At 72.1% G+C, this 13,628-nt stretch carries 11 protein-coding genes and 1 pseudogene; 5 read left to right on the plus strand and 7 right to left on the minus strand.

The genetic code is table 11. The features are described from left to right. The first annotated feature begins 13 nt into the window (after positions 1 to 13). Positions 14 to 631 (plus strand): hypothetical protein, encoded by a 618-nt coding sequence (locus UW392_RS41250; protein ID WP_320780408.1) that lies wholly within the window; start codon positions 14 to 16, stop codon positions 629 to 631. On the opposite strand, the gene UW392_RS41255 is transcribed toward UW392_RS41250, so the two are convergent. The 3 genes from UW392_RS41255 to UW392_RS41265 form a co-directional block, all read right to left on the minus strand. After that, the gene (locus UW392_RS41255; protein WP_320780409.1) at positions 603 to 1,553 is read right to left on the minus strand and encodes a DUF4232 domain-containing protein; all 951 of its coding nucleotides are present in this window, start codon (positions 1,551 to 1,553) and stop codon (positions 603 to 605) included. The genes UW392_RS41250 and UW392_RS41255 overlap by 29 nt on opposite strands. 61 nt (positions 1,554 to 1,614) lie before the next feature. Further along, complete coding sequence (locus UW392_RS41260; RefSeq protein WP_320780410.1) at positions 1,615 to 2,760, minus strand: type III polyketide synthase; 1,146 nt, start codon at positions 2,758 to 2,760, stop codon at positions 1,615 to 1,617. A gap of 9 nt (positions 2,761 to 2,769) precedes the next feature. Next, a complete protein-coding gene (locus UW392_RS41265; RefSeq protein WP_320780411.1) occupies positions 2,770 to 3,984 on the minus strand; it encodes a cytochrome P450 in 1,215 nt (404 codons plus the stop codon). A gap of 502 nt (positions 3,985 to 4,486) precedes the next feature. On the opposite strand from UW392_RS41265, the gene UW392_RS41270 reads away from it, so the two are divergent. Genes UW392_RS41270 through UW392_RS41280 form a run of 3 tightly spaced genes read left to right on the plus strand, consistent with a single transcriptional unit; the run spans position 4,487 to position 7,525 of the window. Beyond that, a complete protein-coding gene (locus UW392_RS41270; RefSeq protein WP_320780434.1) occupies positions 4,487 to 6,214 on the plus strand; it encodes a hypothetical protein in 1,728 nt (575 codons plus the stop codon). Further along, positions 6,211 to 6,585 carry a hypothetical protein gene (locus UW392_RS41275; RefSeq protein WP_320780412.1) on the plus strand — a complete coding sequence of 125 codons (375 nt, stop codon included), beginning with the start codon at positions 6,211 to 6,213 and terminating at the stop codon, positions 6,583 to 6,585. The genes UW392_RS41270 and UW392_RS41275 overlap by 4 nt, the downstream gene beginning before the upstream one ends. 28 nt (positions 6,586 to 6,613) lie before the next feature. Further along, the gene (locus UW392_RS41280; protein WP_320780413.1) at positions 6,614 to 7,525 is read left to right on the plus strand and encodes a hypothetical protein; all 912 of its coding nucleotides are present in this window, start codon (positions 6,614 to 6,616) and stop codon (positions 7,523 to 7,525) included. A 112-nt stretch (positions 7,526 to 7,637) separates the two neighbouring features. On the opposite strand, the gene UW392_RS41285 is transcribed toward UW392_RS41280, so the two are convergent. After that, the gene (locus UW392_RS41285; RefSeq protein ID WP_320780414.1) at positions 7,638 to 8,111 is read right to left on the minus strand and encodes a hypothetical protein; all 474 of its coding nucleotides are present in this window, start codon (positions 8,109 to 8,111) and stop codon (positions 7,638 to 7,640) included. A gap of 916 nt (positions 8,112 to 9,027) precedes the next feature. Between UW392_RS41285 and UW392_RS41290 the strand changes: the two are divergent. Further along, positions 9,028 to 9,516 (plus strand): annotated as a pseudogene (locus UW392_RS41290) (P-loop NTPase fold protein); the annotation flags it as partial. Positions 9,517 to 10,240: 724 nt separating this feature from the next. On the opposite strand, the gene UW392_RS41295 reads toward UW392_RS41290, so the two are convergent. Genes UW392_RS41295 through UW392_RS41305 form a run of 3 tightly spaced genes read right to left on the minus strand, consistent with a single transcriptional unit; the run spans position 10,241 to position 13,577 of the window. Then, a complete protein-coding gene (locus UW392_RS41295) occupies positions 10,241 to 11,317 on the minus strand; it encodes a hypothetical protein (protein WP_320780415.1) in 1,077 nt (358 codons plus the stop codon). Positions 11,318 to 11,371: 54 nt separating this feature from the next. Further along, positions 11,372 to 12,310, minus strand: a complete 939-nt coding sequence (locus tag UW392_RS41300; protein WP_320780416.1) for an N-acetylneuraminate synthase family protein — start codon at positions 12,308 to 12,310, stop codon at positions 11,372 to 11,374. A gap of 13 nt (positions 12,311 to 12,323) precedes the next feature. Next, positions 12,324 to 13,577 carry an acylneuraminate cytidylyltransferase gene (locus tag UW392_RS41305; RefSeq protein WP_320780417.1) on the minus strand — a complete coding sequence of 418 codons (1,254 nt, stop codon included), beginning with the start codon at positions 13,575 to 13,577 and terminating at the stop codon, positions 12,324 to 12,326. Positions 13,578 to 13,628: the final 51 nt, after the last annotated feature.

A 13,628-nucleotide genomic window follows, 5' to 3' on the forward strand; every position in this document is an offset into this window, starting at 1 on the left:
TACGGTCGCGTGTGTGAGACGAACCATCGCCACCACGGGAGCCGCTGACATGCCCAGCCGATCCAGTCGCCTGATCGACGCCCCACAGGCCGCACCGACGGCGGAGCGTTGGATTCTGTCCGCGCACGCCAGCCCCGAAGTCGCCCGTACCGAGTGGTACCTGCATGGTGTCGCGATGCTGCCCCTCGGCGCCCAGTTCTCCGCTGTCCGCGTTCCCGGCCACCTCGTACGGGTCTTGGCCGCGAGCAGTGATCCGCTCGACGCCGACGCCGTCCTCGTCCAAGCCCTCGACGGCGGTCCGGTCATCTGTGACCTGCGTGGACCGCGCTACTACGCGCTGGTGCCTTCGGGCGTCCCACGAACCTGGCGGCAGGCTGCGGAGGATTGGCGCCAGCATGAGGTGGAGTGCCTGGGACACGGTACCTACCTGGGCGTGCCTCGGCTGGACGCCGTCGCCGTCCCCCTGCGAGGCAACGGCTGTTACTGGTCGGTGCCGCTCGTCCCGACGGGCAAGCTCTGCAAGCCCCTCTCGGTTGCCCGCCTCATCGCCGCAGGCGTGCACGCACTGGAGGAGGACCGCACGTTGTGGTCCGCGGGCGGGTCTAACCCGCCGCCTTCTCCCACGGCCTGACCCCCAGCCTCCCCGTCGTCCCCAGGTCCAGGTCCGGGGTCACCGTCACCGGGTCGGCGCCGGGCTTCGCGCGGACTCTCACGTACGGCACGTTCACCGGCGTCATGCCGTCGCCGGCCTCGGTCGTGTTGCGCCAGACCAGTCCGGCCCTGGCCGATTCACCGGGGGCGAGGGTGACCGGGCGGGGTGGTTCGTCGGGGCCCGCGCCGGTCGTGATCTCGCCGCTGCCGTCGAGGATGTCGATGCCGTCGACGGGGTCGTGGCCGGAGTCGAGGAGTTCGAGGAGCGGGTAGCCCTCGACCTCGTACGGGCGGGTGCCGCAGTTGGTGAGGTGGAGGCCGACGACCCGGAGGCCCATCGCCGCGTCGCCCTCGTCGGCGGTGACGCGGATGCCGGAGGCGGGGCACGACGCCGGGTCGGCCGGTGCCTCGGCGGACGGGACCTTGGTCACCTTCATGACCTCGGCGCCCGTGATCCGGGGGGTGGACGGCGGCAGCACGCCGGCGCCGACCGTCCCCCGTACCGTCTTGCCCGGCGCCACGTCCCGTACGGTCACCGTCCGGTTGGACACGGCTCCGCCGTCGGCGTCCGTGAAGGTGACGACGATCGTGTAAGTGAGGGTGTCGGAGCCCGGGTTGGTGACCTCGTAGGCCGCCGAGACGCCCGAGTCCGTGGGAAGGCGGTCGGCCGACACGGAGTAGCTCCGGGTCGGGGTGGGGGACGGTGACTCCGTCGGCAGGGTCAGGGACGTGACGCGGACGCCGTCCGTGCCCGGGTCGGTGACCGGTGTCGGACGCGACGACGGGACCGCCGCGCCGGCCTCGACGTCCCCGAGGCCGGCCCGCTCCGTTCCGCAGGCCGCCAGGACCAGTACGGCGGACGACAGGAGCATGACCGGCAGCAGCGGGGGGCGTCTTCGCATCCGGTCATCCCATCACACGACCAGATGACCGGTCAGGCCACGCATCCTGAAAGTCGGCGGCCTACGCGCTGTTGACGCTCTTCACGCCGCCGGTGCCGCTGACGGTTATCGGCCGTCGCGCCGGCGGCCGGGCCGCCTCCGCATCCGCATCCGTCTCCTTCGTCCTGGTCCACGAACCCAGCGTGATCTCCGCCGTGATCCCCGGGCCGAACCCCGCGATGATCCCCTGAGCCCCGTGCTCCGCGCCGCCGTCCTGGAACAGCCGCTCCAGGGCGTCGAAGACGACCGCGCTGGCGATGTTGCCGCGTTCGGTGAGCGTGGCCCGGCTGTAGCGGAACATCGACGACGGCAGGTTCAGGTGGGTGCCGAGGTCGTCCAGGATTCTGGGTCCCCCGGCGTGGACGATGTAGAAGTCCAGTCCGGAGATGTCCCAGTCGCGCAGCTCGGCCAGGTCCCGCAGGGCGGGGGCGAGGTCGGCCATCGTGCCGGGCACCCGCTTGTCCAGCATGAAGTGGAAGCCGGTGTCGCGGACCGCGTACGAGATCCACTCCTCGGTGCCGGGCACCAGGTGCGAGCCGTTGTGGTGGAGCCGTACGCCCGTGCCGCCCCGGCCCCGGACGACCGCCGCGGCGACGGCGTCGCCGAACAGGCCGTTGGAGAGCAGGTTGCCCACGGCCAGGTCCGTCGGCTGGTAGCACAGCGAGCAGAACTCGCAAGCCAGGATCAGGACGTTGGCTTCGGGATAGGCGGTGCAGAAGTCGTGGGCGCGGTTGATGGCCGCGCCCCCGGCGGCGCACCCGAGCTGGGCGATCGGCAGTTGCCTGGTCTGCGGTCTGAACCCCATCTCGTTGATGAGCCAGGCCGTCAGCGACGGCATCATGAACCCGGTGCAGGAGACGTAGACGATCAGGTCGATGTCGCGGGGGCCGAGTCCGGCGTGGGCCAGGGCGCGGAGCGCGGCCTCGGGGACCCGCTTCTTGGCCTCCGCCTCGTAGCGGGCGTTGCGCGCGGTGAGGCCGGGGTGGCGCAAGGTGTCCTCGATGGGCTGCACCAGGTGCCGGGTCCGGACCCCGGTGTTGGCGATCAGCCGGAGCGCGAGGTTGAGTTGGGGATGGTCGGCGTGCAGTTCCCTCGCCAGGTCGAGGGTCTGCTCACGGGTGATGACGTGCTCGGGCACGGCAATGGCCGGCCTGCACAGAGTCGCCATGTCCGCGCCCTACCAGGTGACCGGGAGGGCGAGGGGATGGCGCCAGATGGACACGGAGTTCCACGGCACCTCGTCCTCGGGGACGGCCAGCCGCAGCCCGGGGAACCGGGTGATCAGCGTGCCGATGGCCACCTGGAGGACCATGCGGGCCAGGTGGGCGCCGAGGCAGTGGTGGCTGCCCCAGCCGAAGGTCATGTGCGCGGCGGGGTCGAGCCGGTCGAAGTCCAGCTCGTCGGGGCGCTCGTAGATCTCCTCGTCGCGGTTGGCGGTCAGGTAGGAGACGTGCACCGTGTCGCCGGCCCGGATCAGTTCGCCGCCGAGTTCCACGTCCTCCAGGGCCACCCTGGGGATGCCGACGCCCTGGCGGAACGGGATGTGGCGCAGCAGTTCCTCCAGGGCCCCCGGCAGCAGGTCGGGCCGCTCGCGGAGCCGGGAGAGGTGGGCGGGGGTGGTCAGCAGGGTGTAGACGACGTTGCCGATCTCGTAGGTGGTGGTGTCGTGCCCGGTGACCATCAGGAGCATGGCGAGGACGGCCAGTTCGTCCTCCGCCAGGGTTTCGGTGCCGATCCGGGCGGTGGCCATGGCGCTGATCAGGTCGTCGCCCGGGTTGCGGCGGCGGGCCGCGGTCAGCTCGGCGAAGTAGCCGCGCAGGGCGACCTTGGACCGGACCGCCGTGGCGCTGTCGTCCGGGCGCATCGACATCATCGCCCGCGCCCAGCCGCGCAGTCGCGGCCGGTCGGCCCCGGGTACGTCCATCAGCTGGCTGATCGTCATCAGCGGCAGCTCGGCGGCGAGGTGGGCACAGACGTCGGCCGGCGGGCCGTGCTCGGCCATCTCGTCCAGCAGGGCGTCGGCGGTGCGCTGGGTCCACGGGCGCAGCGCCTCGACCTGCGGGGTGGTGAAGGACTTGACGACCAGCCGGCGCACGCGGTTGAGCGCGGGCGGGTCCATCAGGTTGATCGACTCGTCCTGCGCGATGGGCGCGGGGGTGATGCGCGGGAAGTCCCGGCCGACGAGCGCGGCGCGGCTGAAGCGCCGGTCGGAGGTGACCGTCCGGACGTCCGCGTAGCGGGTCACCAGCCAGCAGGTGCCCTCTCCGTACGGCATGCGGACGCGGGTCACGGGTGCCTCGGCCCGCATCCGGGTCAGATACGGATCGGGTTCCAGGGCGTTGTCATGGCGGAACGGACAGGTCCGTCCGGTGTCGGCCCCCGTTGTGGTCATTGCGGTCCCCCCTTGGTGCGAGGCCCGCCTGTCGCGGGCCTGCCGTGGCGATACCCGCCCCGCCAGGGAACCATCACAAAAAGAGTTAAACCGCTCCTATGAGTACTCTTGAGTCATTCTTCATCGTGCGGTCGCCCGGCACTCGCGCCCCGGGCGACGGCGCACGCAACGGGCCGACGGAGCCTCCCGGTTCACGTCCGCCCCCGGCCGCTCCGCTCCTCCTCCCCCCGCGTCGCCCCGCGGCGGGGGACCGGACTGCCCGCCGTCCGCGCGGAGGGGCCGTACGGCACCCCCCCACCGGAGCCGGCTCGATCCTGCGGTCTCCCGGAGTGCCCGGACTACGGCAGCGGCAGGAGGGGGGCGTCCACCCATCGGCTGGCTCCGGAACCGGAAGTAGCCACGATGTCTCGAAACAGACCCCATGACCGTTCTATATTGAGAGATTCAGAACTGATCCGATCAGTGATCATTTCTGGCACATCGGGGGATCTCGTTGAGCACCATGCCGCAACCACCGTCCTGGGCACCCACACCCGCCTCACCCACGTCATCCGTCTCACCGTTCGCCAGTGAGGCCACCAGGCTGCTGTGCGCGGGCACGTACCTCGACTCCGCGTACCGTGACCGCGTCATCGAGGAACTCCACCTCAACAGGCAGCGCATCGTCGCCCCGTCCCTGGGCCTCGACGCGGCACGGGTGCTGGCACACGCGCTGCGGGCCCGGCGGCTGGAGGTGGGCTGGGCGTCGGCGATCGTTGGGCTGTGGGTGGTGGGGCTGCCGCTGACCGACCGTCTGCTGGCCGGCTACCTGCTGCCCAGTCTGCTGCTGGCCGCCGGTGTCGCCGTGCGGGGCAAGGAGGAACGTCCGTCATTGGCACGGCGGTTCGTGGCCCTGGTCTTCCGCTGGTACGGCCGGAGCGTGTTCACCGTCTTCCTCGCCGCCACCGTGCTCGTCGCCTTCTCCGGCACGGACGACCCGCTGACCACCTCGGACGGCCGGTCGGGCATCGAGGATGTCCTGCGGATCACGCTGCCGCTCGCCTCGGGGCTGGCCGGCGGCGACGGCGAGGTCACCGCGCTCCAGGCATGGCTGGCGCTCCTGCTGTTCCTGGCCGTCGCGCTGTGCGCGGGGGCCCAGCGCAGCCAGTTCGCGCGAGCCCTGGCCGGCGAGCTGTCCCCGCAGCGGTTCCCGGACGTGCGCTCCGACCCGGCGGAGGAGAACGAGGGGCGGCGTTTCCAGTACGTCCGGGACCGCATCCGGCGGGAACAGCACGAACCGCTGATCATGTACCACGAGGCGAGGCCGTTCTGCGGGGCGGGACTCGACTACGACACCTGGGTCTTCGCCGTCGAGATGCGCCCGAGCGACGGGAAGCGGTCCCGGCCGCTGAGCAACCGGGTCGTGCTGGACACCGTGCGTCCGCTGCTGGAGAAGCTGCGGCTGCCGTCCGAATACGCGGGCCACACGGTCCGCGACCGGCTGCGCTGGCTGGAGATCGACGAGTGCGTGTTCCTGCCCGCGGAAGGCCTGAGCCGGCGCGCCGACGCCCCCTACGACCGTTCCTCCTTCGAGACGCACCGGGTGCACGCGGTGGAGGAGGGCGCGGAGAAGCGGCGGCACTTCCTGCGGGTGCGGGTCGGCGGCTGGGAGGAGGAGCTGGTCGTCACCGTCTTCGTGCGCATCCACACCCAGGGCCGCATGCTCATGCTGGAGATCGCGCCGCATGTGCTGATGCCGGTCCGGGCGGACTTCCAGGAGGCCGACCGCACCGCCTACCGGTTCCGGAGCAACAACGCCCTCGGCAAGATCAGCTGGGCCACCGCACGGGTGCCGGCCTCCGCGGTGCGCTCCCTTGTCACCGTCTGCCAGGCGGCGGCGTACGGCTGGCAGCTGCTCACCGGCGGCTACGACAAGGCGCTGCCCGAGGGGCCCGCCCTGTCCGTGCGCGAGCTGGGTTCGGCGCGGACCGGGTCGCTCTTCCAGCACATGGACGTCGACCGCTACCTGCGCAGCGTCCAGGAGCGCATCGCGCGCGGTGTACGCATAGCGCTGTCCGAACACGGCTACGAAACAGGAGAGTTCGTGCAAAAAATTATCAACAATGGCCATATCGGAACACGGTTCGGCAACGTGTCCCACAGCACCTTCGCCATGGGCGACCATGCACGGGCCTCGTCGTCCGTACAGGCCGACGGCCCCCGGCCACCAGAAGGGAACCCGCGACCATGACCTCCCCGGAACCAGCGGAACCGGACGGCGAGTCCGGTGTCCGGATCGGCGACGTCACGCACAGCACGTTCGCCGTGGGCCGGCACGCGCGCGCGGAGAGCCACCACGGCGGGGACCGACGGCCCGGCCCGGCCGACGAGGAACTGCTAGCGGCCGTACGCGCCCTGCGCGCGGACCTCGCGCGGGTCCGGCAGGACGACCGGACCCGGCAGCTGGACGCGGCGCTGGCCGACACGGAGGACGACATCGCCCGCACCGGCACGGCCGAGGAGGGCCGACGGCAGCGGCTGCGTGAACTGCTCGCCGACGCACAGGCGGTGGTGTCCCTGTTCACGTCGGCCGCGGCGGTGGGCGGGCTGCTCGGGCTGTGACGACGTACGACGGACGGGGGCGAGGAAGGTGGACGGCGGACATCGCCACTGGAACGAGGAGACCCAGCGCTGGGAGAGCGGCCCACCGGACCACGGCCGTCCCGGGGCCCAACCCGCTCCCCCGCACCGGCCGCCGGACGAGACCGCGTCCTCGCCGGCCCGGGACCCGGCGAGGACGCCCCTCGGCGTTCCCACGGCCGCTCCGCCACCGGACACGGGACCCTACCCGCCCGTCCCGGCCGCCCTCGCCCGCCGGAACCTGTGGGTCCCCCTGCTGACCCTGCTCGCCACTGCCGGACTCGTCGTCAGCCTGGTGACGACCCTCGGGAGCGGGGACGGGGACGGCGAGGACGACGGACAAGGCCCCGGCGCGAGCACGTCCGTGACGGCCCCGGTCACGACCAGGATCACCACCGGCCCGCCGTCTCCCACCGCCTCCGCCACCCCCTCACCGCCCGGCGAGCTCCCCGCCGGGTACGTCGTCCACGACGACCCGCAGGGCTTCCGGATAGCCGTGCCGCGGGACTGGGTGCGCACCACGGACCCCTCCGAGTACGGCATCGACGTGGTGCACTACCGCAGCCCCGGGGGCGACCGGCGGCTCCAGGTCTTCCAGGTGTCGGAGTCCACTCCCGACGAGTCGTTCGAGAAGTTCCTCGCCGAGAACACCCCGTACGGCTTCGTCCAGCTCTCCCTGGAGAACCTGGACGATGCCGGGTTCGTCGGCAGCCTGCTGGAGTACGTCGCCGACTCCCTCCCCGGGGAGAGGGAGATCGGTGTCTGGCACATCCTCGACCTCCGTTTCGTCGCGGAGGACGAGGAGATCTACGCGCTGGTCGCCTACGGCCCCGACGCCGACGGCGCCGATGACGAACGGGAACTCCTGACCACCGCGTTCTCCCACTTCTGCCCGCCGGCCACCACCTGCCCCGCACCGTGATCCCGCCCCGCGGCCGTCCGCCGCTCCGGACTCAGGACGACACCACGGAACCGGCCGTCCCCCTCCCGCCGGACGTCCACGGCCCGTGGCTGTTCCGCCGGGACCGGAATATCTACCACGTCAGGCTGCTCCAGTGGCTGTCCACCCGGGAGATACGGGAGCAGATCGGCCCCGCGGACGGCGCCCGGGCCCTGCGCGTCCAGTCGTTGATGCTCGAGGCCGACTTCGTGCGGCGCTCGTTGGGCCCGGCCCGAGCGGCCCACGCGGAACTCGCCGCGAAGGCCCTGGCGCTGCGGGCGGCGCTCGACCGGGCTGAGCGACGGGCCGACGGTGTCATGCTGGAGTGGCGGTGGATGTCGCTGATCGCGTCGGTGGGACTGCTGCTGCGTTTCGTCGTCTTCCAGGCATCATGGTACGAGGCAGCCGGTGCCGCGCTGCTGGTGTTTCTGACCGCGTCCGCTGTCCGGCGCAGCCCCGCGTCGGTGGCGTCGCTGCGGTGCCTGTGGCGGATGACGACCGGCGCGGTGGTGGCCGCGTGGGCCTGGACCCAGTACGCCCAGGCCCGGCCGCGGTGGCAACGGGCCATGGCGCACGCTCCGGTGCCCGACGCCCTGCGTCAGATCGCCCGGGCGGCCTTCCTGATGGAGGCCGGCATATCCGTCCGCACCCGGGACACGGCGGGGCTCCGCGCCGCGGCCGACCGCAGCTACCTGGTGTCCACCCGCGCCGCCCGGGAATTACGCCGCAAGACCGGTCTGATGGACGCGGGCACCATCGCCCTGTGCGGACCGCGCGGTGTCGGCAAGACCACGCTGCTGGAGAGCGCCCTGGAACGGGCGACCTTGTCCGTACGCACCCACACGCCCGCCCGGTACGCGCCGCACGACTTCCTGCTCGCCCTGTTCATCGACGTGTGCGAGCGCTACATCGCACTGCGCGGGTTCCCCGTGCCGGCCTTCCGACGGCTGGGCCGGTTCGACCGCCCCATGCGCTGGATCCGCCGCGGCCCGGCGCTGCTGCTCTTCGCCACGCCGCCGGCCGTCTTCCTGGTCTTCGGTCTGAAGGCGGGCGTACAGGGTCTCGGGGAGCTGTACGGCCCTGCCGTCGCCCGGCGGGCCGGGGCCGTGGAGGAAGCCGGCCGGCGGGGCGTAGACGGCGTCTGGCACGGGCACAGCGCCGGCGCGGCCCTGGTCGCCGCGGCCCTCGGCGTCGCCTGGTGGCGCTTCGGGCGGGCGGGGTGGGCCAGGCGGGCGGCCGGTTCGGTGTGGCGCGGTGGCTGCACGGTACTGGGCGCCCTGCTCGTCGTCGTTCCCCTCGGCACTCTGCTCACCGACCCCGATGTCTTCTCCCGCCTCGGCGTGATGCAGTCGGGGAACGAGGGACTCGGGAACGTGATTCGGCTGCTGATCGCCGTCTCCGTCCTCAACTTCGTCATCGCGATGTCCGGCCACACCGCGGCCTTCCGGGGGGCACACCTCACCTGGTGGTGGGAGAAGGCGTCGATGCCCTGCCTGTACGCCGCCACTGCGTGGGCACTGCTGCGCGACGGTGACTGCCGCGCCGTGATCACCGATGACGGCAACCCGGGCCGACTGGCCGTCTTCCTGACCGGCCTGGTGCTGCTGCGGCTGTCCGACTGGCGGACCCGAGGCCTGACCCCGCGCTTGGTGACACGCTGCCGCGATCACCTGCTGCACCTGCGTACGGTGCAGTCCAGGGCTGCCTCATGGAGTACGGCCGTTCCGGCGGCAGGTCTGGGCGTACAGGTCGGTACGTCGCTGTCGACGGTCCCGCCGAACTTTCCCGAACTGGTCGACGACTTCCGTGACCTGCTGGGGCGGATCGCGAGGGAGATCCACGAGCAGAAGGGCACCGTGGTGGTCGCCGTCGACGAACTGGACCGCCTCGGTGACGGCGCCACCGTTCTGGCCTTCCTCAACGAGATCAAGGCCGTGTTCGGTGTGCCCTACGTGCACTATCTGGTCTCCGTCGCGGACGATGTCGGTGCCGCGTTCGTCCGGCGCGGCCTGCCGCACCGTGACGCCACCGACTCGACACTGGACGACGTCATCACCGTCCAGCCATGCCTGCTGAGCGAGTCCCGGGCTCTGCTCACCCGGCGCATGCCAGGGCTCACCGAGACGCACGTCCTCCTGGTGCACGCGCTGGCCGGTGGTCTGCCCCGGGACCTGATCCGCTACGGCCGCCGTCTGGTCGACCTGCACCTGAACAGCTCCGAGGACCTCCCTCACCACGCCCGTACGCTCGTACTGGAAGAACTCGCCGAGGCGGTCACCGGTTTCCGGCTGCTCCTCTCCCGGCAGCCCTGGCCTCAGGGCGGCGCCGTGCTGAGCGCCTTCCGTGACCTGACCGTGCAACTGCGCCGCACCGCCGACCAGGCGTCGTCCGACCTCGACCAGGCGTTGCGGACCTTCGCCTTCGAGGGACGGGTCACCTCCCCGGAGGAGTACCGGGCTGTTCCGGACACCGCGCAGCAGCTGATGCTGGAGGCGTCCGTCTTCGGCTACTTCTGCCTCACTCTGCTCGACGTCTTCGCCGTCCCCGGATTCGCCGCAAGCAGCTCCGACGCCCAGGCGCACGGCCCTGACGGTGATCCCGCCCTGCTGGCGGAAGCCCATACGGAGCTGGGTGTCTCCCCCGACAGCGCCCGGCTGCTCATCACCAGGATCCGCAGGGCATGGGGCCTGCCCGTGGTCACGCCCCCGTCACACCCCCCGGCACCGCCAGCAGCCGCTCGACCCCCCGCGCCGTCCCCGTCACCCCGTCCAGGAAGCCCTGGGCCCGCGGTGACGCCCCCTGGGTCAGCCACGCCGGGTCGATGTCGCAGACCGCGACCTTGACCTCCGTACCGGCCAGGGCCAGCGGCAGGGTGTGGACGACCGTCGAGGGGAAGCTGAGGATGGTGCGGCCGACCGGGCCGCGGCGGGCGATCAGTTCCAGGGGCAGGTCGGGACGGACGACCTCCAGGCCCGTCTCCACCGCCAGCCGGTGAAGCTTCTCGGTGGACTCGCGGCGGTGGGCGAAGTAGCGGGTGGCGCCGTGGGTCTTGGCCAGGCGCCGGACGGCGTCCACATAGGCGTCGGCGTCCACGACACCGGTCTCCACCAGGGACGTGCCGACCATGTCGGCGCCCTTGGTGATCCTGGGCGGCCCGAAGCGGGCCCGGGTCCAGGCGAAGTCGTGCGCGGTGACGGTGACACCGTCAGGGGCGTCCTCGATCGGCATGGAGGAGAACACCTCGACGGTGCGGCCCCGCGCGGGGGTCAGTCTGCGCCGGGCCGAGGACGACACCGGCGCGAACAGCAGGTCGCGCGGGCCCGGCCGGCGGCCCTTGCGGTGCCAGCGCACCAGGCGTTCGCCGCGGGCCAGCTGCCCCACGAACTCCATCGTGGCGGTGCCGTCGTCGACGACGACCAGTTCGCGGGCGCGGGTGATGGTCAGAAGCAGTTGTACGTAGCGGGAGAACGGGTCCCCCATCACGACCCGCTCCGCGCGGCGCAGCAGCCCGGCGAGGCCGCCGACCGTGCGGAAGGGGGCGCTCGCCCCGCCCCGCGCCTCCTCCCAGCGGACGTCGTGACCGTCCGCGCGGGCCAGCTCCGCCATGCGGCGCAGCTGGCCCCGGGTCATCGGGTCCACGGGGGACAGGACGACGAGGGTGAGCCCCGTCCAGGGGGCGCGGGTGTGCGCCCACTCCAGAACGTTCAGGAGCTGTACCGGACTCTCGACGAAGGCGAGAGTGTGGGGGCCGGCGTTCCCGGCGCGGGGGCTCATCGGCAGTACGACCGTCCCGTCATTGGGCGTGGGGTGGGGAGTGCGCGGGCGGGATCAGACGGTGACCGGCTCGCCGGCCGCGGCGGCGATCTCCGCCTCGGCGACCACGCCGGTGACGCGGCGCAGCTTCTTCATCGGGCCCAGCTCGGAGTCGTAGACCTTCTTGACGCCGTCGCCGAGGGACGCCTCGATGGTGCGGATGTCGCGGACCAGGCGGACCAGGCCCTGCGGCTCGACGGAGGCGGCCTGGTCGGAGCCCCACATGGCGCGGTCGAGGGTGATGTGGCGCTCGACGAAGGTGGCGCCGAGGGCGACGGCCGCGAGGGTGGTCTGCAGGCCCGTCTCGTGGCCGGAGTAGCCGATCGGGACGTTCGGGTACTCCTGCTGGAGGGTGTTGATGACGCGGAGGTTCAGCTCCTCGGCCACGGACGGGTAGGTCGAGGTGGCGTGGCACATCAGGATGTTGTCCGAGCCGAGGACCTCCACCGCGTGGCGGATCTGCTTCGGGGTGGACATGCCGGTGGAGAGGATGATCGTGCGGCCGGTGGCGCGCAGGGCGCGCAGCAGCTCGTCGTCGGTGAGGGACGCGGAGGCGACCTTGTGGGCGGGGACGTCGAACTTCTCCAGGAAGGCGACGGCCTCGGTGTCCCACGGGGAGGCGAACCAGTCGATGTTCTTCGTCTTGCAGTACTCGTCGATCTGGCGGTACTCGTCCTCGCCGAACTCCACGCGGTGGCGGTAGTCGATGTAGGTCATCCGGCCCCAGGGGGTGTCGCGCTCGATGTCCCACTGGTCGCGCGGGGTGCAGATCTCGGGGGTGCGCTTCTGGAACTTCACGCCGTCGCAGCCGGCCTCGGCGGCCGCGTCGATCAGCTTGAAGGCGTTCTCCAGCTCGCCGTTGTGGTTGATGCCGATCTCGCCGCAGATGTAGACGGGGCGGCCCGGACCGGCCTCGCGGTCGCCGAAGTTGCGGATGCGGGAGTTGGTGCTCATGAGGGAGGTTTCCTTACTTGGTGAGGGTGTCGAGAGAGGGGCCGAGCAGCCAGCCGGCGATCTCCCGGATCGCGCCGGAACCGCCGTGCACGGTGGTGACCGCGCGGGCGGCGCCGCGGACGACGTCGTGGGCGCCGGCGACCGCGATGGGCCAGCCGACGAGGTCGAAGCAGGGCAGGTCGTTCACGTCGTTGCCGACGTAGAGCACGCGCTCGGGGGCGATGCCCTGTTCCTCGCACCACTGCTTGAGGGCGAGGTCCTTGCGGTCGATGCCGTGCAGCACCGGGACGCGCAGCTTCCCGGCGCGGGCGGCGACGACCGGGTTGACCTCCGTGGACAGGATCAGCAGCGGCAGCCCGGCCTTGCGCAGGGCGCCGATGCCGAGGCCGTCGCCGCGGTGCACGGCGACGAACTCCCGTCCGTCGGAGTCGATCAGCACCCGGTCGTCGGTCTGGGTGCCGTCGAAGTCGAGGACCACCGCGTCGATGTCGGCGGCGGTCGGCAGCGCGCCGGGGCGCGCGGAGTCGAAGAGCGGGGCCAGCGCGCGGGCGCGGGAGAGGTCGTGCGGGTCGTCGATCTCCAGCACGCGCGCCGGGTCGGTGCGGACCAGTTCGGTCCGGCCGAAGAAGCGGTGGTGGTGGGTGCGGAAGCCGGCCGCGTCCATCGCGTAGGCGGCGCCGGTCTCCAGGAAGTCCTGGGGACGGTCCTGGCGGCGGGGACGGAAGGACTTGTCGTGGTTGACGCCGTGCCCTCCACCGGTGTCACCGGCACCTGAGGCATCGACCGGCCCGGCGTCCTCGCGCCACACGAAGCCGTGGAACGGCGCCACCGTCACGGCCGTGTCCGCACCGCCCTCGACGACCGCTCCGGCCACCCCGTCGATGTCCTCGCGGATCAGGAAGGGGCTGGTGCACTGCACGAGCAGCACCGCGTCGACAGCCGCGCCGTGCAGCGCCTCGTGGGCGTCCATGGCGTGGAGCACCGCGGCCTCGGAGGTGGCCGTGTCCCCGGCGATGGCGGCGGGCCGCAGCACGACCTCGGCGCCGGCCCGGCGGGCCGCGGCGGCGATGCCCTGGTCGTCGGTGGAGACGACGACGTCGGTCACCAGCCGGGTGGCGCGGCACTCGCGCACCGCCCGGACGACGAGCGGGACACCGCCGACGGGGGCGAGGTTCTTGGCGGGTACGCCCTTGGAACCGCCGCGGGCGGGGATGACCGCGAGCACGCGGCGCACCGTCGCGCCCCGGCCCGCTTCCGGATCGGTCATGGGATGTGCTCCTCGGGCAGTCGTGGACACAGGCGTGGTCGTGGTCGTCAC

The sequence above is a fragment of the Streptomyces sp. CRN 30 genome (assembly GCF_034105845.1).

What these genes read in the sequence shown, in the direction of transcription:
- UW392_RS41285 (WP_320780414.1), bottom strand. Translation starts at nt 8,111, where the DNA reads ATGGCCCGTTGCCACCGCGGCCGGGCCTGGGCGTACTGGGTCCAGGCC.
- UW392_RS41305 (WP_320780417.1), bottom strand. Translation starts at nt 13,577, where the DNA reads ATGACCGATCCGGAAGCGGGCCGGGGCGCGACGGTGCGCCGCGTGCTC.
- UW392_RS41260 (WP_320780410.1), bottom strand. Translation starts at nt 2,760, where the DNA reads ATGGCGACTCTGTGCAGGCCGGCCATTGCCGTGCCCGAGCACGTCATC.
- UW392_RS41275 (WP_320780412.1), top strand. Translation starts at nt 6,211, where the DNA reads ATGACCTCCCCGGAACCAGCGGAACCGGACGGCGAGTCCGGTGTCCGG.
- UW392_RS41265 (WP_320780411.1), bottom strand. Translation starts at nt 3,984, where the DNA reads ATGACCACAACGGGGGCCGACACCGGACGGACCTGTCCGTTCCGCCAT.
- UW392_RS41295 (WP_320780415.1), bottom strand. Translation starts at nt 11,317, where the DNA reads ATGAGCCCCCGCGCCGGGAACGCCGGCCCCCACACTCTCGCCTTCGTC.
- UW392_RS41255 (WP_320780409.1), bottom strand. Translation starts at nt 1,553, where the DNA reads ATGCGAAGACGCCCCCCGCTGCTGCCGGTCATGCTCCTGTCGTCCGCC.
- UW392_RS41270 (WP_320780434.1), top strand. Translation starts at nt 4,487, where the DNA reads ATGCCGCAACCACCGTCCTGGGCACCCACACCCGCCTCACCCACGTCA.
- UW392_RS41300 (WP_320780416.1), bottom strand. Translation starts at nt 12,310, where the DNA reads ATGAGCACCAACTCCCGCATCCGCAACTTCGGCGACCGCGAGGCCGGT.